Genomic DNA, 22,547 nt, shown 5'->3' with positions numbered 1-22,547 from the left:
GCAGCAGATTTCCGTTATCTCGATACGGTGCTGGTATCGCGCAAAAATACAGAGCTGCTTTTTGGGCAGCGTCCGAATCGTGTGGTTCGGTTTCGCCAGGATTCCTACCTAGGAGATCGCCAGTGTCCGATCACAATCCCCCGCTAAATGATGATCCCTTCGCACAGCGAGAAGCTGAAAAATACGATAACCCCGTACCCAGTCGCGAGTTTTTGCTGGAATACCTGCAAAACTTCGCGGGTCCTGCGACTCACGAGCAGCTGTGCGAGGCGTTGGAACTGCATGACGAAGAGCGCATCGAAGCCCTGCGTCGTCGTTTGCGGGCGATGGAAAGAGATGGACAGCTGATCTTTACCCGCAAGGGGGGATACGGCCTTGTCAACAAGATGGACCTGATCGCTGGTCGCGTGATGGGGCATCGTGATGGCTTCGGATTTGTCGTACCGGACGATGGCTCTGACGATCTCTATCTGCACGAGCGTCAGATGCGCGCGGTGTTTGATGGTGACCGGGTACTGGTAAGAGTGCGCGGTGAAGACTTCAAGGGGCGTCGTGAGGCGGCTATCGTCGAAGTCGTTGAGCGTGCGGTTTCCCGCCTGGTTGGTCGCTACTTCGAAGAGTACGGCAACGCGTTTGTCACGCCGGATAACACCAAGATCGCTCAGGATGTGCTGATCCGAGCTGATGGCAGTGTCCGTGCTCGTCAGGGGCAGGTTGTTCTGGTCGAAATTGATGAGTATCCCAGTAAGCGCGGCCATGCTGTCGGTCGGATTGTTCAGATTCTGGGCGATCATCTGGCTCCAGGTATGGAAACCCAGGTTGCTATCTACAACTACGGCATACCCAATGAATGGTCCGATGAAGCGCTGGCGGAGCTGGATGCCATCGCGGAAGAAGTAGCTGAATCTGACAAGCAAGGGCGAGTCGATCTCCGTCATTTGCCGCTGGTGACCATCGATGGTGAAGACGCCCGCGATTTTGATGATGCTGTCTACGCTGAACGTAAGAAAGGCGGAGGCTGGCGTTTGTATGTTGCTATCGCTGACGTGTCTCACTATATCCGCCCCGGAACAGCTCTGGATCAGGAGGCACTGAAACGCGGCAACTCCACGTACTTCCCGGGGCAGGTGGTACCGATGCTGCCGGAGAAAATTTCCAATGGTCTGTGCTCACTGAACCCTCAGGTAGATCGCCTGGCTATGGTGTGTGAGGCCACGATCAGTGCCGCTGGGAATATCAGTGGATATAAATTCTATGAGGCTGTATTCCAGTCGCAGGCACGGTTGACCTATACCAAGGTCAGCCAGATGCTGGAGCGCCCCGACAGCAGTGACGGTCAGGAGCTGAGGCAGCGCTACACGGCGCTGGTGCCCCATCTGGAAGCGTTGTTTGAGTTGTATCATGCGTTGCGGGTAGCACGAGATGTGCGCGGTGCGATCGATTTTGAAACAACGGAAACGCGTATTGTGTTCGGTGAAGGACGCAAGATTGATCAAGTGGTGCCAGTGCAGCGCAATGAGGCTCACCGCCTGATTGAAGAATGTATGCTGTGTGCCAACGTCTGTGCTGCCCGATTCCTGCAAAAGAACAAGTTACCTGCCTTGTATCGTATCCATGAAGGGCCAAAAGCTGAGCGTCTGGATAAGTTACGAGCCTATCTGGCACCGCTGGGTCTGAACCTCAGTGGCGGCGACAAACCGCAGCCTTCTGATTATCAGGCACTGCTGAGCAGTATTCAGCAGCGACCAGATTATCACCCGATCCAGACCATGCTGCTGCGCTCCATGAGTCAGGCGGTATACAGCCCCGATAATGAGGGGCATTTTGGCCTAGGCTACAAGGCTTATACGCATTTCACTTCACCAATCCGCCGCTATCCTGATCTGCTGGTGCACCGTGCTATCCGTGCTTTGCTGCGTCGGGAGCAGAATGAAGGGGCGTTGTATGGCTACCACTATGATCTGCAGGCCATGGTGGCTTTGGGTGAACAGTGCTCCTCGACCGAGCGCCGCTCCGACGAAGCATCGCGTGATGTCGTGTCATGGCTGAAGTGCGAGTACATGAGTCACCGGGTGGGTGAGGAATATCAGGGCGTCATTTCTGCAGTGACCAACTTCGGCTGCTTTATCGAGTTGAGTGAAGTCTATGTTGAAGGACTGGTGCATGTCAGTGGACTGCCCGGTGACTACTATCATTACGATGCCGCCTTCCAGCGTCTGAAAGGAGAGCGTACCGGCAAGAGCTTCCGTCTTGGTGATCAGGTACGGGTAAAAGTCAGTCGCGTCGATCTGGATGAGCGGAAAATCGACTTTGAACTTATAGAAGGACCGGCACGCCGGGTGAGCAAGTCCGTTCGTGATCGCTTGCGTGACGGCGATATTCCTCCTGCACTTGCACGAACGGCGTCGCAAGAAAAGGTCGGTACGACCGGAGCAAAGTCAGGTGGTAAAGGAACGGGCAGCCGCAAACCCAAGGACAGCAGTACTGCCAGTGCTGGCAAGGAAAAGAAAGCACGTAAGGCGAAGGTAAAGGCCAGTATCAAGGCCAAGCGTAAGGCCAAGGAAACCAGCCGCGCCAATAAAAAGCACGCGCAGCCACATTGAGTAACGTTGCATAAGATTGACCTCGGCCTAGTTGCCGGACTGAGTAATAGACATGTCACAGAATTTGGATTGGGCTTTTGGTCTGCATAGTGTGCAGACCTTGCTGAAGCGGGATGCCAAGCGCATTCGCGAATTATGGGTACAGCAGGGACGCCGGGACCAGCGCATTGAAACAATACTGGAGCTGGCACAAAGCAAGTTTGTGAAGGTCAAGCTTGTCAGTCGCCAGGAGCTGGATGCCGAGGTTGAGGGAGTGCATCAGGGTGTTGCCGCGAAGGTTGAACCGCAACGTGCGCAGACTGAGAACTGGCTGGAAACTTATCTGGACCAGTTGGAGGATACTCCCTTTATTCTAGTGCTGGACGGCGTGACAGACCCTCATAATCTGGGTGCCTGTTTACGTACTGCGGATGCCGCAGGTGTTCACGCGGTGATCGCTCCCAAAGACAAGTCTGCGCCACTGAACAGCACCGCCGTCAAAGTAGCTTGTGGAGCCGCTGAGGCCGTGCCCTACGTACAGGTAACCAACCTCGCCCGTACCCTGCGCAGCATGCAGGAGCGGGGTATCTGGATGATTGGTACGGCGGGTGAGGCAGAACAAACCGTCTATGAGGCTAACCTCAAAGGGCCGATGGCACTGATCATGGGCGCGGAAGGCAGTGGTATGCGGCGTTTGACACGGGAGTGCTGTGACACCTTGGTCAGCATTCCGATGGCCGGAGAAGTCAGTAGCCTGAACGTTTCGGTTGCTACGGGAGTGTGTCTGTTTGAGGCGGTACGTCAACGCCAGCTCTGATTGAGTGTTCACTCTAACCTGCTGGTGGAGATGTCGTGATGTCAGTTGTGCGAGTTGGCTTTCACCTTTGGGGGGGCGCCGAACGGTCATGACGAATTACTATTTCCAGTGAGCTTGTACCTGCTGCCGGCGTTCGAGGTTATGCGAGCGCCGGTGGTGTTAGCTGGTCGCAATTAGAAAAGTATGTCGCGCACTGGCTTGCAACTGATGAAAAGTTGGGAAAAAATCTCCCGCTTTTTCGATTCCTGAGAAGACAAAAGAGATGCTTAAAAAAGAGTCCATTCATGGTATGTGGGCCAGTCGCTGGGTATTTATCATGGCGGCAACCGGTTCTGCAGTGGGATTGGGTAACATTTGGAAGTTTCCTTACATCACCGGCGTTAACGGCGGTGGTGCCTTTGTTCTGGTTTATTTGTTGTGTGTGGCGCTGATCGGCTTGCCACTGATGATGGCGGAAGTGTTTATCGGACGTCGTGGTCGGCAAAGCCCTGCAAACTCGCTGCGTGACGTTGCAGAGGAGTCTGGCCGCAGTACCAACTGGCAATTTGTTGGCTGGATGGGCGCGCTGGCTGGCTTTCTAATCTTTGGTTTCTACTCGGTAGTGGGCGGTTGGGTGTTAGCCTACGTCAGCGATATGGCGCAAGGAACCTTTAATGGTGCTGGCGCTGAACAGGTGGGAGCAGCGTTCAAGGGACTATTGGCTGACCCTGTGACCATGCTGATCTGGCACAGTGTTTTTGCTTTTCTGAGCATGATCGTTCTGGTCAAAGGGGTTAATGAAGGGCTGGAGCGCAGTATCCGCATACTGATGCCTGCGCTGTTTATTCTTCTGTTTGTGGTACTAGGGTACGGTATCAGTACTGGGCGTTTTGCTGATGCGTTCCATTTCATGTTTGATTTTGAGCCTGAAAAACTGACCTGGAACGCAGTGCTGGTTGCACTAGGGCATGCCTTCTTTACCCTCAGTCTGGGCATGGGGACCATGATTGCCTACGGTTCCTACATGACGAAACAAGCATCTATTGGTAGTACTGCGATGGCGGTTGTGTTCTTGGACACTTTCGTTGCCCTGGTAGCTGGTTTGGCTATTTTTCCCATCGTCTTTGCCAACAACATGGATCCCGGTGCAGGTCCCGGGCTGATGTTTGTCACTCTGCCGGTTGCCTTTGGCAATATGCCGATGGGGCAGATATTTGGTTTCCTGTTCTTTGTTCTGGTCGCCATTGCTGCCTGGACATCCGCCATTTCACTGATGGAGCCCTCGATCGCTTTCCTGGTTGAGCGCTTTGGTTTCCGTCGCCCGATGGCATGTCTGGTACTCGGCGTAGTTGGATGGTTGCTGGGTATTGCAGCGCTGTTGTCATTTAACGAGTGGAGCAACGTGCACCTGTTCGGTAAAGGGATCTTTGATTTCCTCGACTATGTGACCGCCAATATTATGTTGCCACTGGGTGGTCTGTTCGTCGCCATTTTCTCCAGCTGGATCGTCAAGAGCCGCTTCAGCCACGAAGAGCTGGGCGTCTCTGCTCTCTCGTACAAACTGTGGTTCTATGTAACCCGTTTTGTAGCCCCCGTACTTGTGTTGACAGTGTTTATCTTTAACCTGTTCTTCCAGTAAGTTCGGCAGAGAGTACGATCTGCGAGACAGCGGGTGCAGAGGCACTCGCTTTTAGGAGGATTCATGACAACGGTAGATCGCAGTGCGTTGGTCATGCACTCAGCTGCATCCATGTTCGATATCGTGAATGACGTGGCCGCCTACCCACAGTTTTTGCCCTGGTGCTCCGCGACCCGAATCATTTCGGTCACTGATGAGGAGATGGTGGCTTCTGTCGACGTCAGTAAAGGAGGTCTTAAGTACACCTTTACGACCAGGAACCGACTGCAACGTCCAGCCTTCATTCAACTGGAGCTGGTTGAAGGGCCGTTTCGGCAGCTGACCGGTAAGTGGGATTTCAAGGAGCTGAATGAGCAGGCATGTAAAGTGTCGCTCAGTCTCAGCTTTGATTTTGCTAACAAACTGGCCGGAATGGCGATGGGCAAGGTGTTCAACCAGATTGCTACCACGATGGTAGAGGCGTTCTGCAAACGGGCAGAGGTACTTTATGGCAAAGCCTGAAGCAAAGATGATCAGTGTCGAAGTGGCATATGCTTTGCCCACTGATCAAATGATCATTCCTCTGCAAATTGAGGAAGGTTGCAGCCTTTACCAGGCTGTAGTGCAGTCGGGCATCGTAGATTACTACCCGGAAATTGATCCTGAAACTCAACCCATGGGTATCTTCGGGAAAGCGGTGCGTAATCCAAAGCAGCAGGCCCTGCGCGAAGGAGAGCGGGTTGAATTATATCGGCCACTTAAAGTAGATCCGAAGCAGGCACGTGCTAATCGCGCAGCTAAGGCCAAGGCTGGTCGGGCAGACTAAACATTGTGGTAGTGTAAGTCGGCAGTGGGCTATAAAAGGGATTGTTGAAGTTAACGTAAATTGGGGCTGATCAGTAGGCAGAAGCTGCCGACTGATCAGGCTTATATCGCTACTACTGGGCTTTGTCTGCCGTGGTCGGGTCGCTCTCAGCAGGTGCACCTGGGCGCATATCCCCCTGTACGTTGGCTAGCTTGTCGTTCTGGAAGTATAGGCTGATAGTTTTGCTCTCCAGTTCGCCATCGGCTTTTTCAAGGCGATAGAGATAGTCCCAGCGCTGCTGATTGAAAGTGTCCACCAGTAATGGCGTGCCAAGCACGTAGCGCACTTGCGCTTTGGTCATACCAGGCTTGAGCTGGTTGAGCATGTCCTGAGTAACCAGGTTGCCCTGCTGGACTTCAATGCGGTGAATGCCCGGGAAATATGAACAGGCACCTAGAAGCAAGGAGCAGCTTAAAATGAGTGCTTTTTGCATTGCCTAATGACTTCCAATATCTTCGTTGGCACGGAATAATACATGATGTTGCCACCTACTGCGAAGAGCACAGAGAATTTGCTTATGGCATTAGAAAATCAAGAGCTGCGCAAAGCCGGCCTGAAGATCACTCTCCCGCGCGTCAAGATCTATCAGATCCTGGAGCAGGCTGGTGAGCAGGACCACTGGAGTGCAGAAGATATCTATCGGATTCTGATGGAGCAGGGTGAGGATGTTGGCTTGGCCACCGTTTATCGCGTGCTGACTCAGTTCGAAGCTGCAGGTTTGGTGGTACGTCATCATTTTGAAGGCGGCCACTCGGTATTCGAACTGTCATCGGATGATAAACATGACCATATCGTTTGCGTGAAATCAGGTGTTGTACGTGAGTTTTCTGACCCTGTTATCAACAAACGCCTTCAGGAAATTGCCGAAGAAAACGGCTTTATCCTGACTGATCGGACTATCTACCTGTATGGCATCTATAAAGATGCTGATAAGGAAAGGAAGATCTGATCCCTGTCTACAAGCGTATTCATCTATAATGACTGCGTTTAACTAAAAAGCCTGCATATGCAGGCTTTTTCATTTCTTCAGAGACGTTATGCGCGCCTCGCTTTACTGAAGAACTCAGTGTGGAAGCTGGTTGAGCATTGCTTCAGCATGAGCCCGGGCATGATGGGAAAGCTCAGAGCCACCCAGCATGCGGGCAATTTCGTCTACCCGCTGGTTATCACTGAGGCGATGAATGCGAGAGTGGGTCAGACCTTGGCGAACTTCTTTGCTGACAAACAGGTGATGATGGGCCTGAGCGGCAACTTGAGGCTGATGGGTAACGCACATGACCTGCACCCGGTCCCCCAGCTGGCGTAGCAGCTTGCCAACCACTTCCGCAACAGCGCCGCCAATTCCGACATCCACCTCATCAAAAATCAGGGTAGGCATGGTACTGGCGTGCGCGGCTACGACCTGAATGGCTAGGCTGATTCGTGACAATTCTCCACCAGAGGCCACTTTATGTAGTGCGCGTGGTGGTTGGCCAGGGTTGGCGCTTAACAGAAACTCGACCTGATCAATACCCTTGGCATTATATTGTGCCGTTTCCAGACGGCTGATCTGAGCAATAAAACGGCTATGTGGCATGCTCAGTGCCCGTAACTGCTCCACTACCTGGTTGCTCAGCTGTTCTGCTGCTTGTTGGCGCTGTGCACTGAGTTTCTCGGCCAGCATCAGGTAATGCTCAAAATGAGTTGCTACATCTGCCTCCAGGGCGGCTAACTGGTCATCATCAATATTGAGATCTGCCAGCTCTGCTTCCAGCTGCTGTTGAAATGCTGGAATCCCATATGGATCAATGCGATGTTTTCGGGCAAGGGAATAAATCAGATGCAGTCGCTCATCCACATCCTGCAACCGTTCCGGGCTGATTTCACACTGATCCAGACCGTGCTGAAGCGAGTTCAGCGCTTCATCCAATTGAATGGCGGCACTATCAAGTAACGTGTCGACTTCATCCAGAGTCGCGCGTGGTAACTGCATCTGATTGAGCAATGAACGGCATCGACGTAACTGATCCTGCAGGTTCTCGTCGCCATCGCGGGTAAGCTCGACAAGTTGTTGGCCTAAACGCAGGTTATATTCGGCATTGGCAAGGATTTTCTGCTCCTGCTCCAGTTCCTCGAGCTCGCCATGGCGCACATTCAGCTGTTGAAGCTCCTCTACCTGATAACTCAATAGTTGTACCTTCGCTTGATCTTCTTTACTGCGCTCTTGCACCGTCTGCCAGTGCTGCAAGCGCTTTTGCCAGCTTTTAAATGACAGGCCAACTGCCGTCGTTGTTTCTGTCAGCTGTGCATAATCATCGAGAAAGTACTGATGAGTATGGGGGTTTAGTAGTTTCTGGTGAGCATGCTGACCGTGGATTTCCAGCAGATGTTCACCCAGCTGACGTAATTCCTGTAAATTGCATGGCTGGCCGTTGATCCAGGCGCGTGATCTGCCCTCAGCGCTGATAGTGCGGCGTAAGATACATTGATGATCCTGCAGCATGTCACGTTCTGCCAGCCATTCCTGTGCCTGGGGAATGGCTTGAATATCAAAGCAGGCGCTTATATCTGCTTTGTCACTTCCATGCCGGACACAGCCAGCATCGCCACGATCCCCCAGTGCCAGAGCCAATGCGTCCAGCATGATGGACTTGCCTGCACCGGTCTCGCCGCTGACGGCAAGCATACCGCCTGGAAGCTCGAGATCCAGGTGTTCAACAATAGCAACGTTGCGAATGGTAAGTTGGCAGAGCATGACGTTTCCCCGTCATAGACTGGTTTTATATCCAGTAGTTTATCCGGCTTTTCATCCAGTGCAATGGCTTTTTGCTGACATTTTAAACAGTGTGGTGACTTGAAAGTGCTCTGATCGTTCCCATATTGCTGCCCAACTTGTTCCCCTGCCTACCCGGTGGGGCACCAAGGCAATGACTTGCCGGTGATGAATAAACAAAGATTGTTGAGACTTAACCAACAGCTTAAGAGGATTGGCCCATGGCGAACCACGAGAACACTGCACCTGAGCAGGACGAAGTGAAGGACACTATTGCAGAAGAGCAGTGTGACGCTGGGCAGACTGCAGATGCTGAACCTGGTATTGAGGCGCTGCAGAGCGAAGTCGACCAGCTGAAGCAGCAGCTCAATGACGCACGTGAACAGGCGCTGCGTGCGCAGGCAGAAATGCAGAATAGCCGCCGTCGCGCGGAGCAGGATGTGGAAAAGGCACATCGTTATGCGCTGGAAAAATTTGCTGGTGAGCTGCTTCCCATCGTCGACAATCTGGAGCGCGCTATTCAGTCGTCCCAAGGGGACAGCGAGCATCTGCTGGCTGTACGTGAAGGGGTGGAAATGACCCTCGATCTGTTTGTCAAAACATTGGAAAAGTTCAACGTCGGTACTGTGCATCCTGTGGGCGAAGACTTTAATCCAGATTTGCACCAGGCGGTGACCATGATTCCGCACCCGGAAATGGATGCGAACAAGGTCGTTGATGTCATGATGAAAGGCTATACCCTCAATGGTCGCCTGCTGCGCCCTGCGATGGTGGTGGTTTCTAAAGGCAAGGCCTGAAGTCATTAAAAAAGTAAGGTGTGGACTTGAAATAACTGAAAGCGGACCAACCTTACAAGCCAAGCTGATTTAGGGAGCAAGGTGCTCCCCTGAGACTGAATTCTGAGGTTTGAATACTATGGGCAAAATTATTGGTATCGACTTGGGAACCACCAACTCCTGCGTGGCCGTACTGGAGGGGGATAAGGTTCGCGTTATTGAAAACGCTGAAGGCGCGCGTACTACGCCTTCTATCGTCGCTTATGCTGACGACAGCGAAGTGTTGGTTGGTCAGCCTGCCAAACGCCAGGCCGTTACCAATCCTCATAACACTCTGTATGCAGTTAAGCGTCTGATCGGTCGCAAGTTTGCTGATGATGTCGTGCAGAAAGACATCAAGATGGTGCCTTACAAAATTGTTGGCGCTGACAACGGTGATGCCTGGGTAGAAGCCAAAGGTAAGAAAATGGCTCCTCCGCAGGTATCTGCTGAAGTACTGAAGAAAATGAAAAAGACCGCTGAGGATTATCTTGGCGAAGAAGTGACCGCAGCGGTTATTACCGTTCCTGCTTACTTCAATGACTCTCAGCGTCAGGCTACCAAAGACGCTGGCCGCATCGCGGGTCTGGATGTCAAACGTATCATTAACGAGCCTACTGCCGCTGCACTGGCATACGGTATGGACAAGAAAGGCGGCGACTCCAAGATCGCTGTCTATGACTTGGGTGGTGGTACTTTCGATATCTCTATCATTGAGATTGCCGATGTCGATGGCGAAAAGCAGTTTGAAGTACTTTCTACCAATGGTGACACCTTCCTGGGTGGTGAAGACTTTGACCTGGCGCTGATCGACTATCTGGCCAGCGAGTTCAAAAAGGAAAGCAGCATTGATCTGAAGGGCGATCCTCTGGCCATGCAGCGTCTGAAAGAGGCTGCGGAAAAGGCTAAGATTGAACTGTCTTCTGCTCAGCAGACTGACGTTAACTTGCCTTACATCACTGCTGACGCAACAGGTCCCAAGCACCTGAACATCAAGGTGACTCGTGCCAAGCTGGAATCCCTGGTTGAGGATCTGGTGCAGCGTTCACTGGAGCCCTGCCGTATCGCGTTGAATGATGCTGGTCTGAAGCCTGCTGAAATCGACGAAGTTATTCTGGTGGGTGGCCAGACTCGTATGCCGATGGTGCTGGAGAAAGTGAAGGCTTTCTTTGGTAAAGAGCCACGTCGTGATGTAAACCCCGACGAAGCGGTAGCAATGGGAGCCGCCATTCAGGGCGCCGTCTTATCTGGTGATGTAAAAGACGTGCTGCTGCTGGACGTCACTCCGCTGACTCTGGGTATCGAAACCATGGGTGGCGTGATGACTCCGCTGATCGACAAGAACACCACTATTCCGACTCGCAAGTCGCAGGTGTTCTCGACTGCTGACGACAACCAGACTGCTGTAACCATTCATGTATTGCAGGGTGAGCGTAAGCAAGCTACTCAGAATAAATCGCTGGGTCGTTTCGATCTGTCTGATATTCCTCCTGCACCTCGCGGTGTACCACAGGTCGAAGTTAGCTTTGATATCGATGCCAACGGTATTTTGAACGTCTCTGCGAAGGACAAGGCCACAGGTAAAGAGCAGTCTATCGTTATCAAGGCTTCATCCGGTCTGAGTGATGAAGAGATTGAAAAGATGGTACGTGATGCTGAAGCCAATGCTGCCGAAGACAAGAAGTTTGAGGAGCTGGTGCAGGCGCGTAACGGTGCCGACGGCATGGTACACACTGCCCACAAAACTCTGAAGGATGCCGGTGATAAGGCCACTGCTGAAGAGAAAGCAAAGATTGAAGCAGCCATTAAGGCTGTGGAAGAAGCGCTGAAAGGGGATGATAAAGACGTCATCACCAGCAAAACAGAGGAACTGACCGAGGCATTGTCTGGTCTGGCGCAAAAAATGTATGCAGAAGCGGCAAGCCAGGAACAGGCTGCAGGTGGTGCTCAGGATGCTGGCGCCAAGCAGGATGATGCGGTTGACGCCGAGTTTGAAGAAGTGAAGGACGATAAGAAGTAAGAGTCTTTCACTCGTTAGCGGATTATCCACGTAATTCGCTGACAACTCGGCTTTGAAGTTGACGAAGGCGCAGGTAGACTGCGCCTTTTCCATTGGAGTCACCGGCAGTGCCGGTACAGCTAGCCAGCGAAGATCATGTCAAAACGCGATTTCTATGAAGTGCTGGGGCTGCAGCGCGATGCCTCTGAGCAGGACATCAAGAAAGCCTACCGGCGCATGGCCATGAAGTTTCATCCGGACCGTAATCCGGATGACAGTGAGGCGGAAGCCAAGTTCAAAGAAGTGAACGAGGCCTACGAAGTGTTGTCCGATGCCCAGAAAAAGGCCGCATATGATCAGTTCGGTCATGCTGGCGTTGATCCCAATGCCGCAGGCGGCTTTGGTGGGGGTGGTTTTGGTGGGGGCAGTTTCCAGGATATTTTTGGGGATGTCTTCGGCGATATTTTTGGTGGTGGCGGCGGCTTTGCCCGTGGTGGACGAGGAGGTCCTCAGCGTGGCTCGGACTTGCGTTACACCTTGGAGCTGGAGCTTGAAGAAGCTGTCAAGGGCTGTCAGAAATCCCTGACAATTCCATCTTTGTCAGAGTGCGACACTTGCCATGGCAGTGGAGCGAAAAAAGGGACTCAGCCACAGACCTGTTCTACCTGCGGTGGCGCGGGACAGATTCGTATGCAGCAGGGTTTCTTCTCTGTGCAGCAGACGTGCCCTGCCTGTCACGGCAGTGGCAAGGTAATCACTGATCCTTGTGGCGACTGCCATGGTCGTGGTCGGGTTGAAAAGACCAAGACTCTCAGCGTCAAAATTCCGGCAGGTGTTGATACTGGTGACCGTATTCGTCTTTCAGGTGAAGGCGAGGCGGGGGTGCAGGGTGGTCCGGCAGGTGATCTGTACGTACAGGTATCGGTACGTGAACATCCGATTTTTGAGCGTGATGGCAAGAATCTGTTCTGTGACGTACCGGTCAGCATCGTTGATGCTGCTCTCGGTGGTGAACTTGAAGTACCAACACTGGATGGTCGTGTCCGTCTCAAGATTCCGACGGAAACTCAGACGGGCAAGCAGTTCCGTCTGCGTGGCAAAGGCGTGGTGCCAGTCCGCGGCGGTGCAGCAGGTGACCTGATCTGCCGTATCGTGGTTGAGACTCCGGTCAATTTGACAGCGCGTCAGAAAGAGTTGCTGCAGGAGTTTCAAGCGACAATGAAGGACCAGGATGAGCGCCATGCGCCTCGTACCAAATCCTTCTTTGATGGCGTGAAGAAGTTTTTTGAAGATATGAAGTAAGCGGATGCAGTGGTATTCGCGACAGGAAAGGGCGACCATGGTCGCCCTTTTTCTTTATAATCTCGCCACCTCTGAATTTGACTGTGAATACAGGATAACAACATGACGCGTATTGCCATCATGGGTGCTGCCGGCCGAATGGGGCGCAACCTGATTGAAGCGATTCAGCAGCACGATTCTGCGGCTTTAGGTGCCGGGATTGTGTCAATGGGCAGCAGCCTGGTAGGTGCAGATCTGGGCGAAGTGGCCGGAATTGGTAAGCTGGGTATTTATGCCAGTGACAGCCTCGATAAGGTGGTCAGCGATTTTGACGTGCTGATTGACTTTACCAAACCGGGGGTCACTGAACAGACCGTCGCCTTCTGTGCTGCCCATGGCAAAAAACTGGTGGTGGGCACCACCGGTCTGAATGATGCTCAGAAGCAACAGATTACGGATGCGGGTGCGCGCACGGCCATCGTATTCGCACCGAATATGAGTGTGGGTATCAACGTTTGTCTCAAGCTATTGCAGCTGGCCGCACAGACGCTGGGTGATGGGTACGATATCGAAATTATCGAAGCGCATCATCGTCATAAGATTGACTCTCCATCCGGGACTGCCCTGCTGTTGGGGGAAGTGGTTGCTGATGCATTACAGCGCGATCTTAAAAGCTGTGCCGTTTACGGGCGCGAAGGGCAGATTGGAGCCCGCCCCGCCGAGCAGATCGGTTTTGCTACAGTGCGTGGTGGTGATGTGGTCGGTGACCACACTGTGCTATTCGCAACTGAGGGGGAACGCATTGAAATTACCCACAAGGCATCCAGTCGTATGACCTTTGCTAAGGGGGCAGTGCGTGCAGCGGTATGGCTGGACGATAAAACCACAGGCAACTTTGACATGCAGGATGTACTCGGGTTGCGTTAGGCATCGCAGGTGCTGCCGAAGCTTACTGGTAACTGCTTGGGAAGGTGGTAGACGTCGCCCAAGTTGCTTAAATGCTGTACAGCTGGCTTGCATAGTGCCAGCTGCATCACTAAAATGATGCGCTCTTTGAAATACCCTTTCTATCCTCCTTGCTTCTTAACTGTGCAGAAGTGTGCTGTTGAGGGGCTGTTAACCCGTAAGGAGCTTACATGCGTCATTACGAAATCGTGTTTCTGGTACATCCGGACCAGAGCGAACAAGTTCCAGCTATGATCGAGCGTTACACCTCTATGATCGAAGGTGTTAACGGTAAGATCCACCGTCTGGAAGATTGGGGCCGTCGTCAGCTGGCTTACCCAATCAATAAAATCCACAAGGCACACTACGTGCTGATGAACGTTGAAGCGACCCAGGAAGTCATGGACGAACTGGAAGATCTGTTCCGCTACAACGATGCTGTTATCCGTAACATGGTTCTGCGCCGTAAAGATGCAGTCACCGAAGTATCCCCAATCAAAGCTGCTGAAAGCCGTGAAGAGCGTCGTCCCCGTCGTGAAGACAACGCTGCTAATGCAGAGCAGAACGACGTAGCTGAAAAAGCAGAAGAAACCAGCGAAGAATAAGCTGGGTTTTCTTTTACTTAACTGATTGAGGAGTTTTACAGATGGCGCGTTTTTTCCGTCGTAGAAAGTTTTGCCGCTTCACAGCCGAAAATGTGAAGGAAATCGATTACAAAGACATCGAAACCCTGAAGGGCTACATCACCGAGACCGGCAAGATCGTTCCTAGCCGTATCACCGGTACCCGTGCCCGTTATCAGCGTCAGCTGGCGACCGCTATCAAGCGTGCTCGTTTCCTGGCTCTGCTGCCTTACACCGACAGCCACAAATAAGGAACCGCTAAGGCATGCGTGCACTTGCTGAGTACCTCATGCAAGGCCGCAGACAGGCCTTATTGGTTGCTGTTGTTTGTGCCGTACTGCCAATGATGTTTTGGCTGAGTGCGGCAACCGTGAGCCTGGTGACCTTGCGTAGAGGCTACCGGGAGGGCGTAAAGATTGTAGTCTGGGCCTTGCCGCCCACACTGGCTTGGTGGGCCATGGGTGATCCCACGCCACTGATGAGCTTGCTTGGCACCTTTATACTGGCCTGGGTGTTGCGGGCGACAGTGTCGTGGCCCCAGGTCCTGTTGGTGTCAACGCTAATTGGCTTGTTGTTGAGTGGTGTGCTGCCCATGGCCCTGCAGGCTCTGGTCAGCCAACTGCAGACCCTCAGCGACAGCTGGTTGGCGTCAGTGGTAGACGGTCCTGTACCGAGTGATGCCCGACACTGGCTGATGCAATTACTGATAGGCGCTCTAGCGGCTTTTCAGTGTGCTATCAACCTCGGCAGTGTGATGATGGCGAGAGCTTGGCAAGCAGATCTTTACAATCCCGGTGGTTTCAGAGCGGAGTTTCATCAGCTCAGACTGCCGGCCTGGCTGGCACTGGCGTTAGGCTTTGTTCTGATGCTGGGAGCGGGAGCAGGCCCCGAGTGGCTGCGTTGGCTGCCGGTGTTGTCTCTGCCGCTGGTCGTTGCAGGGTTAGCCTTGGTTCACGGGGTAATAGGTATCAAGGCACTGGGTAAAGCATGGCTGGGTGCACTTTATGTGGCACTGTTCCTGCTTGGACCGTATGTGTATCCTTTATTGATGCTGCTGGGTGTGATCGACTCGTTGATCAATATCCGCAGAAGACTTAACCCGATGGTCTGACCCGGGTTGTGCAAACAGAGGTTTACGAGATGGAAGTTATTCTGCTCGAGAAAGTCGGCAAGCTGGGTGGCTTGGGCGACAGAGTTAAAGTTAAAGCTGGTTACGGTCGTAACTTCCTGATGCCTTATGGCAAGGCAGTTATGGCTACTTCTGCTAACGTTGAAGCTTTTGAAGCTCGCCGTGCCGAGCTGGAAAAAGCAGCTGCTGATAAGCTGGCTACTGCCCAGTCTCGCGCTACTCAACTGGCTGAAATCGAACTGTCTATCGTTGCCAAAGCCGGTGACGAAGGCAAACTGTTCGGCTCTATCGGTACTCGTGATCTGGCTGATGCCATCACTGCTGCCGGTATCGCTGTAGACAAGTCAGAAGTTCGTCTGCCCAATGGCGCTCTGCGTCACACTGGCGAATTCGAAGTAGCTATCCAGCTGCACCCTGAAGTGTCTGCCAAAGTTACCATCATCGTGGTAGCTGAATAAGCTGACGCTTTATCGGTCGTCGTCAAGATGACTGCAAACACCCGCTTCGGCGGGTGTTTGTGTTTATGCCCTATCAGAGTCCACCGAGTTATGGTGAGATTCCCAGGCGAGCTGCTCTGGTATAGGGTAATAGCCCGGTTTGTCTATTGAGACTGATGTTGATGGATACGCTTCCCGACCAGGAAACAGAAGCCTTAAAGCTCCCTCCTCATTCAATTGAAGCTGAACAGTCGGTACTGGGTGGTGTCCTGCTGGATAACCAGGCCTGGGATACCGTCGCTGAGCAGCTGACCGAAGACGATTTCTATCGTCGCAATCATCGCCTGATCTTCCGGGCCATGGCGCAGCTGATCAGTCAGCAGATGCCACTGGATATCATTACGCTGTCGGAGGAACTGGAGTCCCGCGCAGAGCTTGAGCATGCCGGTGGTCTGGTTTACCTCGGAGAGCTGGTACAGAACACGCCGAGTACTGCCAATATTCGCGCGTATGCCGAAATCGTGCGTGACCGCTCACTGCTGCGCCAGCTTATTGGTATCAGTGGTGAAATCATGGATCTGGCGTATCATCCGGAAGGGCGGACCGGTCCGGAAGTGCTCAATGAGGCGGAAGCCAAAGTATTCAAGATTGCAGAAAGCCGAACCCAGGCTGCGGGGCCAGTGGGCGTAAACCCTATTCTGGCGCAGACGATCGAGCGTATTGATCTGCTCAATCAGCAGGGTGGCGAGATGACCGGTGCAAGTACCGGCTTCTCGGATCTGGACCGGATGACCTCGGGCATGCAGCCATCGGACATGATTATCGTCGCTGCGCGTCCTTCCATGGGGAAGACTACCTTTGCCATGAACGTTGTGCAGAACGTCGTCGTGCAGGGTAACAAACCGGTGCTCGTATTCAGTCTGGAGATGCCTGCCGAACAGCTGATGATGCGTATGCTGGCGTCCCTTGGCAAAATCCCGCTGGGGAATGTGCGTACCGGACAGATGGATCCCGAGGAGTGGACCCGACTGACGGGGGCAGTGCATATGCTGCGTAACAAGCCGCTGTATATCGACGATCAGCCAGGCCTGACACCCAGTGAGATGCGTGCCCGTGCCCGGCGAATTCATCGTGAGCATGGCTCCATGGGGCTGATCATGGTCGACTACCTGCAGCTGATGCGGCTGGGTGGCAACGTTGAGAGCCGTACTCAGGAAGTGGCAGAGATCTCGCGCTCGCTGAAGGCGCTGGCGAAAGAGCTGCATTGCCCGGTGATTGCGCTCTCTCAGCTCAACCGTAGTCTGGAAAACCGTCCCAATAAACGTCCTATCAACTCCGATCTCAGGGAGTCAGGCTCCATCGAGCAGGATGCCGACGTCATCATGTTTATCTACCGTGATGAGGTCTATAACGAAGATTCTCCCGACAAAGGGGTGGCTGAGATCATTATCGGTAAGCAGCGTAACGGCCCCATCGGCACCTGTCGGTTGGCCTTTATCGGTAAATACACCCGCTTTGAGGATCTGGCCCGAGAGATCTATGACTCCTACAAGGATGAGTACTAGCACGCTTGCCAGAGAGTGCCGTGCGGCAGCGGTTCGTCAGTCGGGAATCAGGCTGGCGAATGCCGCTGGCATAGCCACCTTGCTACGGCTACTGTAATCAAAGAATACCAACGCGGTTTTGACCAGCGCGATTTCCTTACCATCACTCTCGCGGACCATGCGATAGAACATGTCGCAACCATATTCAAAAGCATCCATCAGCCCTACGCTGATATTCAGCACCTCGCCATGAAAGGCTTCGGCGCGAAACTGAATGGCGGCGTCGGCCATGATGATGCCACAGCCCTCAATGTTTAGCTCCTGCCAGCCATACTGGGCGAGAAAGGCTATGCGTGCCTCATGTGCCAGACCGAGAATGGCGCTGTTGCTCAGGTGACCGCCGTAGTTGATATCCTGAATGCGGATCGGCAGCGTCAGTTGAAACAGACTCTGTGCCGGTAACGCCAGTCTTATCCTTGCCATATTGTCCTGCCTCTTACGTCTAGATATATCTGTTGTTGGCCTTTACTGATCAATCGATTTTCTTGCTTATATCGAGCATTTGATTTTGTTTCTGGTGGATTCGCTTCCTGAGCAAAATAGTCGCCCTGTTTATTACTGGGGCACTGCACTGGAGTGAAGACTGCTACTACCGGACTCCCGGAGTCCATGCTCGATCAATTGGCCAGCTGTGGTTACGTGGTGCTGCCCGATGAACGCAATCCCCTGCTGGAGCAGACTCTATTGCAGGCTTTATACCAGGATATCAGCTGCCATTATCAGGCCAATGCACTGGAAGAGGCCAAAGTGGGTCAGGCACGGCAACGAGTTGAGTCAATTCGTGCTGATGAGATTGCCTGGCTGGAAGGTAAGGCCATCTGTCAGCAGCAGTTCCTGCAGGTTGCAGAGGGCTGGATGGCAGAGTTCAATCGCTCGCTGTTTCTGGGATTGAACGCCATGGAGTTTCACTACGCCCGTTATCCGGAGGGCGGTGGTTATGCCTTGCACTGGGATAACTTCCAGGGAAACAATCAGCGCATTCTGACGTTTATCACCTACCTCAATCTGGACTGGCAGCCAGGTGATGGAGGTGAACTGCTGCTCTATGCTGACGACGAACAGCAGTTACTGGCGTCGGTAGCACCGCGTTGGGGGACCACGGTGTTTTTTCTGAGTTCAGATTTCCCGCATCAGGTGCTGCCGGCGGTGAAGCCTCGCCGCAGTCTTACTGGCTGGTTTCGGCGCAATCATCCTCTTGATTGGTAAACACCGGCACCAGGGACTGCACGAAACGCTCTGCACATTGCTGCCAGCTATTAGCTTCGGCGAACTGGCGGCAGTCTGCTCTGGACAGTGACAGGCACTGAATGGCTGCCCTGGCCAGATCCTGCTCCAGATAGCCAGTGACGCCGGGTTGCACCACATCAATGGGGCCGGTCACCGGAAAGGCAGCGACTGGTGTGCCGCAGGCCAGTGCTTCCAGCATGACCAAACCAAAGGTGTCGGTCAGCGAAGGAAAAACAAATACATCTGCGCGGGCATACTCGTCCACCAGTGCCTGACCTGTCTTGAAACCGACCCATTCGGCATCCGGGTAGCGGGTCTGTAATTCCCCTCGCGCTGGCCCGTCACCGACCACCCGCTTGCGCCCAGGCAGACGCAGGCGCAGGAAGGCTTCGATATTCTTCTCCACCGCCACCCGACCGACATAGAGAAATACCGGGTCAGCATTGGCTGGGCGTTGCTGAGGCCTGAACTGCTCGGTATCCACGCCTCTTCCCCACACCTGCAGGTGTTCAAGGCCTGCGTTGCGCAGTTCCCGGGCATTGCTTTCAGTGGTAACCAGCACCTGCTGGGATGGACGATGAAACCAGCGCAGGAATTGATAACCCCAGCGCAGGGGAACCCAGCTGAAGCGACTGGAGACGTACTCAGGGAACTTGGTATGCAGTGAGGTGGTATAGGGAATGTGGTGCTTGTGCAGATAGCTGCGGGCGGCGATGCCGAGCGGCCCCTCGGTGGCAATGTGCACGGCATCAGGCTGGCAGTCATGTATCAGTTTGCCGACCTGCCATGGGGTCAGTACCAGACGGATATCCGGGTAGGTGGGGCAGGGCAGGGTGCGAAAGCGCGCAGGATGAATGATCTCCACCGCCAGCTGTTGCTGCTGCAGGTAGGTGACCATGTGCGTCAGGGTGGTGACTACGCCATTGATCTGTGGGTACCAGGCGTCAGTAATCAGCAGCAGTTTTTTCACGTGCTGCTCTCCAGCTGGGGCATCGGCGTGGTAACCACGGTTTCACGCTGGCGTACCCAGGCGATCAATGAAATCTCGCCCTGCATGTCCTCCACCAGTGCGGTGCAGGATTCCACCCAGTCGCCGCAGTTCAGGTAGCGAACCTTACCGATATCGCGAATTTCGGCGTGATGAATATGGCCGCAAACAACACCGTCGAAGTTGCGTTTGTGGCATTCATGGGCCAGCGCCTCCTCAAATTCACCGATGAAATTGACCGCTTTCTTGACCTTGTGCTTGAGGTAAGCCGACAGCGACCAGTAGCCAAAACCAAAGCGTCGGCGCAAATCGTTCAGCCAGCGATTGAGTATCAGCAGCATTTCATAGGCGGAGTCACCGAGGAACGCCAGCCAGCGGTGGTAGCGCGTAATAACGTCAAACATGTCACCATGCAGGATCAGCAAGCGTTCACCTTTGGCAGTGACGTGTTCCGCCTCATCCGTCAGGGTGATGTTACCCAGCTGCAGCGTGGAATAGCGGCGGAGGAATTCGTCATGATTGCCTGTCACGTAGGTAACACGGGTGCCACGCTTGGCCATGGTGAGGATGCGGCGCAGCACGTTACTGTGGCTTTGCGGCCAGTACACGCCCTTACGCATACGCCAGCCGTCAATGATATCCCCGACCAGATACAGCTGTTCGCAGTCGTGGTGTTTGAGAAACTCTGTCAGCAGCTCGGCCTGACAGCCTTTGCTGCCCAGATGGGTATCCGAAATCCAGATACTGCGGACGCTGCGTTTTGCTGAGGCATTGCTGGCCATGTACGGCTCCTGACGCTGGACGCCTACCCGATATGCGCAAGTGACTGATTTCCCAGAGGACTTGCTATGGAGCGCGATCGAGAGGGCAGACGGTTGTGCAAGTCACAGCCATGCTAAGCAGCAAAAATGACGTATTTATTGCGAAGCGTTTCCCCCGTGCTTATTCCCTGGTCAGTGAGGGATAAATCAGCATAGGAGGACTGGAAAAATACCGAGGCAGCAAGGGGCTCATGGCGTAGGAGGTATAAGCGCAGCTGCCGGCAGGCACCGGCAGCCAGGGGCGATAGTGATCAGTTCAGATAGTCAGCCAGTACCTGACAGGTGGTAGCAGTCAGCTGTGCCACTTCATTCTGACTCATGATGAACGGTGGCATCATGTACACCAGTCGTCCGAACGGACGCAGCCAGATACCCGCCTCTACCAGCTGTGGCTGCAGGATACGCATATCGACCGGATGCTCCAGCTCGATGACGCCGATGGCGCCCAGGCAGCGTACCTCCCTGACGCCGTGCAGGCTGCGGGCAGGCGTCAGGCCACTTTCCAGCCAGCCTTGCAGCGCGTTGACCTTTTGCTGCCAGTCGCTCTCCAGCAACAGTTCAATGCTGGCATTGGCTACAGCACAGGCCAGCGGGTTGGCCATGAAGGTCGGGCCGTGCATGAAGCAACCCGCACCACCGGCGGAGATCGTTTCGGCGATGGTCTTTGTAGTCAGCGTGGCTGCCAGGGTCATGTAACCACCGGTCAGCGCCTTGCCAAGACAGAGAATGTCGGGGCTGATATTGGCGTGTTCACAGGCGAACAGTTTGCCGGTCCGGCCAAAACCGGTGGCGATTTCATCAGCAATGAGCAGCACCTCATAGCGGTCACAAAGGGTTCTGACCTCCTGCAGATAGGCGGGATGATAGAAACGCATACCCCCAGCGCCCTGTACGATGGGCTCCAGAATAACGGCGGCAATCTGCTGGTGGTGCTGTTGCAGGGTGCTCTCCATTTCCTCCAGCTCCTCAGGGTGCCATTCGCCATGGAATGAACTCTGGGGAGCCGCGACAAAAAACTGCTCAAGGATGGCGCCCTTGAACAGCTCGTGCATACCCGTTTCCGGGTCGCACAGGGACATCGCGCCGGTGGTGTCTCCGTGATAACCATTGCGCAGTGCCAGCAGTCGTTGTTTACTGCCCTGACCACGTGCCTGCCAGTATTGAATGGCCATTTTCATAGCGACTTCGACGGCCACCGAGCCTGAGTCGCAGATAAATACCTTGTCCAGACCCGCTGGCGTCAGCTCCACCAGATGACGGGCGAGACGGATGGCTGGGGCATGGGTCAGGCCACCAAACATGATATGACTCATGGCATGGGTCTGATCGATCAGGGCCTGATTCAGGCGTGGGTGATTGTAACCATGTACGGCAGCCCACCAGGAGGCCATGCCATCCAGCAGGACCTGGCCATTGTCGAGATAGATCCGGACCCCCTCGGCTGCGCGCACGGGAAAGACCGGTGCAGGGTTGAGCATAGAGGTATAGGGGTGCCATAGGTGATCACGATCAAAGGCGAGATCGGTGGCTGACAATTGCATGAGCGTGGTCCTGTACTAATCTAAACCGGTAGTCGGGTACGTAGACATCGTTGAGCGTTCGATGCGGGGGTAGGGTGAGAACCCGGGAATAGCGCCGAGTGTCTCATATATTCATAAACAGGAGGTTAAAGCGAATGAACAAATCCAAAGTCGTTGCTATTGGTGCGGTCTCTGGTCTGCTGGCGTTAGGCATGATGAGCAATTCCGCCATGGCGGCCAGTGACAAGGAAAAATGTTATGGCGTGGCCATGGCGGGCCAGAATGACTGCGCTTCTAATGGCCATGCCTGCGCCGGGCAAGCCACCAAGGATAAAGATCCCGGCGACTGGAAATATGTCGCCAAAGGCACGTGTGAGAGCATGGGCGGCATGCTGAAAAAGTAGGTTTCTTACTTCTATCCGTTCCGACTGGTGCCTCAGAAGGGTGCCAGTCGTTCTTCTTTTTTCACTACCACATCTCCTCTGACCATCTTGTCTCTTTTCACTACCTTGTCTCTGTGCCGCGATGTCCATTGTGCGGTAACC

Annotated in this window: 23 protein-coding genes; 17 read left to right on the top strand and 6 right to left on the bottom strand. The window is 53.8% G+C overall.

The genetic code is table 11. From position 1 onward, the window contains the following. Window positions 1-122: 122 nt before the first annotated feature. The 5 genes from rnr (at window position 123) to QCD60_RS06520 (ending at window position 5,822) form a co-directional block, all read left to right on the top strand. On the top strand, window positions 123-2,603 hold the full coding sequence (rnr, locus tag QCD60_RS06540) for a ribonuclease R (RefSeq protein WP_279783503.1): 2,481 nt from the start codon (window positions 123-125) through the stop codon (window positions 2,601-2,603). A gap of 52 nt (window positions 2,604-2,655) precedes the next feature. Next, window positions 2,656-3,399 (top strand): 23S rRNA (guanosine(2251)-2'-O)-methyltransferase RlmB, encoded by a 744-nt coding sequence (gene rlmB, locus QCD60_RS06535; RefSeq protein WP_104156843.1) that lies wholly within the window; start codon window positions 2,656-2,658, stop codon window positions 3,397-3,399. Between the two features lie 262 nt (window positions 3,400-3,661). Next, a complete protein-coding gene (locus QCD60_RS06530; RefSeq protein WP_104156842.1) occupies window positions 3,662-5,017 on the top strand; it encodes a sodium-dependent transporter in 1,356 nt (451 codons plus the stop codon). 63 nt (window positions 5,018-5,080) lie between these two features. Next, entirely contained in the window at window positions 5,081-5,518 is a 438-nt protein-coding gene (locus QCD60_RS06525; protein WP_104156841.1) for a type II toxin-antitoxin system RatA family toxin, read from the top strand. Continuing rightward, the gene (locus tag QCD60_RS06520) at window positions 5,505-5,822 is read left to right on the top strand and encodes an RnfH family protein (RefSeq protein WP_243410020.1); all 318 of its coding nucleotides are present in this window, start codon (window positions 5,505-5,507) and stop codon (window positions 5,820-5,822) included. Before QCD60_RS06525 ends, QCD60_RS06520 begins: the two co-directional genes overlap by 14 nt. A gap of 112 nt (window positions 5,823-5,934) precedes the next feature. Here the strand turns inward: QCD60_RS06520 and QCD60_RS06515 are convergent, their stop codons facing one another. Further along, window positions 5,935-6,294, bottom strand: coding sequence for an outer membrane protein assembly factor BamE (locus QCD60_RS06515; protein ID WP_279783494.1), 360 nt, complete (start codon window positions 6,292-6,294; stop codon window positions 5,935-5,937). A gap of 84 nt (window positions 6,295-6,378) precedes the next feature. Between QCD60_RS06515 and fur the strand changes: the two genes are divergently transcribed. Next, window positions 6,379-6,810 (top strand): ferric iron uptake transcriptional regulator, encoded by a 432-nt coding sequence (gene fur, locus QCD60_RS06510; protein WP_104156839.1) that lies wholly within the window; start codon window positions 6,379-6,381, stop codon window positions 6,808-6,810. 114 nt (window positions 6,811-6,924) lie between these two features. Here the strand turns inward: fur and recN are convergent, their stop codons facing one another. Beyond that, window positions 6,925-8,595, bottom strand: a complete 1,671-nt coding sequence (gene recN / locus QCD60_RS06505) for a DNA repair protein RecN (RefSeq protein ID WP_279783492.1) — start codon at window positions 8,593-8,595, stop codon at window positions 6,925-6,927. A 239-nt stretch (window positions 8,596-8,834) separates the two neighbouring features. On the opposite strand from recN, the gene grpE reads away from it, so the two are divergent. The 9 genes from grpE to dnaB all read left to right on the top strand — a co-directional run bounded on the left by grpE (window position 8,835) and on the right by dnaB (window position 17,407). Continuing rightward, window positions 8,835-9,410, top strand: coding sequence for a nucleotide exchange factor GrpE (gene grpE / locus QCD60_RS06500; protein WP_279783490.1), 576 nt, complete (start codon window positions 8,835-8,837; stop codon window positions 9,408-9,410). A gap of 118 nt (window positions 9,411-9,528) precedes the next feature. Next, on the top strand, window positions 9,529-11,448 hold the full coding sequence (gene dnaK, locus QCD60_RS06495; RefSeq protein ID WP_279783488.1) for a molecular chaperone DnaK: 1,920 nt from the start codon (window positions 9,529-9,531) through the stop codon (window positions 11,446-11,448). A 135-nt stretch (window positions 11,449-11,583) separates the two neighbouring features. Then, window positions 11,584-12,729 (top strand): molecular chaperone DnaJ, encoded by a 1,146-nt coding sequence (dnaJ, locus tag QCD60_RS06490; RefSeq protein ID WP_104156835.1) that lies wholly within the window; start codon window positions 11,584-11,586, stop codon window positions 12,727-12,729. Between the two features lie 102 nt (window positions 12,730-12,831). Further along, window positions 12,832-13,635: a 4-hydroxy-tetrahydrodipicolinate reductase gene (dapB, locus tag QCD60_RS06485; RefSeq protein WP_279783484.1), complete on the top strand. Its 804-nt coding sequence runs from the start codon at window positions 12,832-12,834 to the stop codon at window positions 13,633-13,635. Between the two features lie 209 nt (window positions 13,636-13,844). Further along, window positions 13,845-14,258 (top strand): 30S ribosomal protein S6, encoded by a 414-nt coding sequence (rpsF, locus tag QCD60_RS06480; protein ID WP_279783481.1) that lies wholly within the window; start codon window positions 13,845-13,847, stop codon window positions 14,256-14,258. A 41-nt stretch (window positions 14,259-14,299) separates the two neighbouring features. After that, window positions 14,300-14,527, top strand: a complete 228-nt coding sequence (gene rpsR / locus QCD60_RS06475) for a 30S ribosomal protein S18 (protein ID WP_104156832.1) — start codon at window positions 14,300-14,302, stop codon at window positions 14,525-14,527. Between the two features lie 14 nt (window positions 14,528-14,541). Further along, window positions 14,542-15,387 carry a hypothetical protein gene (locus QCD60_RS06470; protein ID WP_279783478.1) on the top strand — a complete coding sequence of 282 codons (846 nt, stop codon included), beginning with the start codon at window positions 14,542-14,544 and terminating at the stop codon, window positions 15,385-15,387. A gap of 29 nt (window positions 15,388-15,416) precedes the next feature. Next, the gene (gene rplI, locus QCD60_RS06465) at window positions 15,417-15,863 is read left to right on the top strand and encodes a 50S ribosomal protein L9 (RefSeq protein WP_104156830.1); all 447 of its coding nucleotides are present in this window, start codon (window positions 15,417-15,419) and stop codon (window positions 15,861-15,863) included. Between the two features lie 155 nt (window positions 15,864-16,018). Continuing rightward, window positions 16,019-17,407 carry a replicative DNA helicase gene (dnaB, locus tag QCD60_RS06460; protein WP_104156829.1) on the top strand — a complete coding sequence of 463 codons (1,389 nt, stop codon included), beginning with the start codon at window positions 16,019-16,021 and terminating at the stop codon, window positions 17,405-17,407. Window positions 17,408-17,443: 36 nt separating this feature from the next. Here dnaB and QCD60_RS06455 read toward each other — a convergent pair whose 3' ends face one another. Further along, complete coding sequence (locus tag QCD60_RS06455) at window positions 17,444-17,869, bottom strand: thioesterase family protein (RefSeq protein ID WP_279783473.1); 426 nt, start codon at window positions 17,867-17,869, stop codon at window positions 17,444-17,446. 186 nt (window positions 17,870-18,055) lie between these two features. On the opposite strand from QCD60_RS06455, the gene QCD60_RS06450 reads away from it, so the two are divergent. Then, window positions 18,056-18,652 carry a 2OG-Fe(II) oxygenase gene (locus QCD60_RS06450; RefSeq protein WP_279783471.1) on the top strand — a complete coding sequence of 199 codons (597 nt, stop codon included), beginning with the start codon at window positions 18,056-18,058 and terminating at the stop codon, window positions 18,650-18,652. Here the strand turns inward: QCD60_RS06450 and QCD60_RS06445 are convergent. The 3 genes from QCD60_RS06445 to bioA all read right to left on the bottom strand — a co-directional run bounded on the left by QCD60_RS06445 (window position 18,612) and on the right by bioA (window position 22,023). Next, window positions 18,612-19,643: a glycosyltransferase family 1 protein gene (locus QCD60_RS06445; RefSeq protein ID WP_279783469.1), complete on the bottom strand. Its 1,032-nt coding sequence runs from the start codon at window positions 19,641-19,643 to the stop codon at window positions 18,612-18,614. The genes QCD60_RS06450 and QCD60_RS06445 overlap by 41 nt on opposite strands. Then, window positions 19,640-20,443, bottom strand: coding sequence for a UDP-2,3-diacylglucosamine diphosphatase (locus QCD60_RS06440; RefSeq protein WP_104156826.1), 804 nt, complete (start codon window positions 20,441-20,443; stop codon window positions 19,640-19,642). The genes QCD60_RS06445 and QCD60_RS06440 overlap by 4 nt, the downstream gene beginning before the upstream one ends. 290 nt (window positions 20,444-20,733) lie before the next feature. Then, window positions 20,734-22,023 (bottom strand): adenosylmethionine--8-amino-7-oxononanoate transaminase, encoded by a 1,290-nt coding sequence (bioA, locus tag QCD60_RS06435; RefSeq protein ID WP_279783466.1) that lies wholly within the window; start codon window positions 22,021-22,023, stop codon window positions 20,734-20,736. Between the two features lie 134 nt (window positions 22,024-22,157). On the opposite strand from bioA, the gene QCD60_RS06430 reads away from it, so the two are divergent. Next, entirely contained in the window at window positions 22,158-22,406 is a 249-nt protein-coding gene (locus tag QCD60_RS06430; protein WP_279783464.1) for a DUF2282 domain-containing protein, read from the top strand. The last annotated feature ends 141 nt before the right edge of the window (window positions 22,407-22,547 follow it).

It is taken from the genome of Pokkaliibacter sp. MBI-7, from assembly GCF_029846635.1.
Lineage (GTDB): Bacteria > Pseudomonadota > Gammaproteobacteria > Pseudomonadales > Balneatricaceae > Pokkaliibacter.
This window is presented reverse-complemented; position numbering and strand designations above follow the sequence as displayed.

Excerpts from the sequence above, each read along its gene's own strand:
- QCD60_RS06470 (WP_279783478.1), top strand. The coding sequence starts at position 14,542 with ATGCGTGCACTTGCTGAGTACCTCATGCAAGGCCGCAGACAGGCCTTA.
- QCD60_RS06455 (WP_279783473.1), bottom strand. The coding sequence starts at position 17,869 with ATGGCAAGGATAAGACTGGCGTTACCGGCACAGAGTCTGTTTCAACTG.
- QCD60_RS06530 (WP_104156842.1), top strand. The coding sequence starts at position 3,662 with ATGCTTAAAAAAGAGTCCATTCATGGTATGTGGGCCAGTCGCTGGGTA.
- fur (WP_104156839.1), top strand. The coding sequence starts at position 6,379 with ATGGCATTAGAAAATCAAGAGCTGCGCAAAGCCGGCCTGAAGATCACT.
- QCD60_RS06430 (WP_279783464.1), top strand. The coding sequence starts at position 22,158 with ATGAACAAATCCAAAGTCGTTGCTATTGGTGCGGTCTCTGGTCTGCTG.
- dnaJ (WP_104156835.1), top strand. The coding sequence starts at position 11,584 with ATGTCAAAACGCGATTTCTATGAAGTGCTGGGGCTGCAGCGCGATGCC.
- bioA (WP_279783466.1), bottom strand. The coding sequence starts at position 22,023 with ATGCAATTGTCAGCCACCGATCTCGCCTTTGATCGTGATCACCTATGG.
- rpsR (WP_104156832.1), top strand. The coding sequence starts at position 14,300 with ATGGCGCGTTTTTTCCGTCGTAGAAAGTTTTGCCGCTTCACAGCCGAA.
- grpE (WP_279783490.1), top strand. The coding sequence starts at position 8,835 with ATGGCGAACCACGAGAACACTGCACCTGAGCAGGACGAAGTGAAGGAC.
- QCD60_RS06520 (WP_243410020.1), top strand. The coding sequence starts at position 5,505 with ATGGCAAAGCCTGAAGCAAAGATGATCAGTGTCGAAGTGGCATATGCT.
- QCD60_RS06440 (WP_104156826.1), bottom strand. The coding sequence starts at position 20,443 with ATGGCCAGCAATGCCTCAGCAAAACGCAGCGTCCGCAGTATCTGGATT.
- rlmB (WP_104156843.1), top strand. The coding sequence starts at position 2,656 with ATGTCACAGAATTTGGATTGGGCTTTTGGTCTGCATAGTGTGCAGACC.
- dnaB (WP_104156829.1), top strand. The coding sequence starts at position 16,019 with ATGTTGATGGATACGCTTCCCGACCAGGAAACAGAAGCCTTAAAGCTC.
- QCD60_RS06515 (WP_279783494.1), bottom strand. The coding sequence starts at position 6,294 with ATGCAAAAAGCACTCATTTTAAGCTGCTCCTTGCTTCTAGGTGCCTGT.
- rplI (WP_104156830.1), top strand. The coding sequence starts at position 15,417 with ATGGAAGTTATTCTGCTCGAGAAAGTCGGCAAGCTGGGTGGCTTGGGC.
- dnaK (WP_279783488.1), top strand. The coding sequence starts at position 9,529 with ATGGGCAAAATTATTGGTATCGACTTGGGAACCACCAACTCCTGCGTG.
- dapB (WP_279783484.1), top strand. The coding sequence starts at position 12,832 with ATGACGCGTATTGCCATCATGGGTGCTGCCGGCCGAATGGGGCGCAAC.
- recN (WP_279783492.1), bottom strand. The coding sequence starts at position 8,595 with ATGCTCTGCCAACTTACCATTCGCAACGTTGCTATTGTTGAACACCTG.
- rpsF (WP_279783481.1), top strand. The coding sequence starts at position 13,845 with ATGCGTCATTACGAAATCGTGTTTCTGGTACATCCGGACCAGAGCGAA.
- QCD60_RS06525 (WP_104156841.1), top strand. The coding sequence starts at position 5,081 with ATGACAACGGTAGATCGCAGTGCGTTGGTCATGCACTCAGCTGCATCC.
- QCD60_RS06450 (WP_279783471.1), top strand. The coding sequence starts at position 18,056 with ATGCTCGATCAATTGGCCAGCTGTGGTTACGTGGTGCTGCCCGATGAA.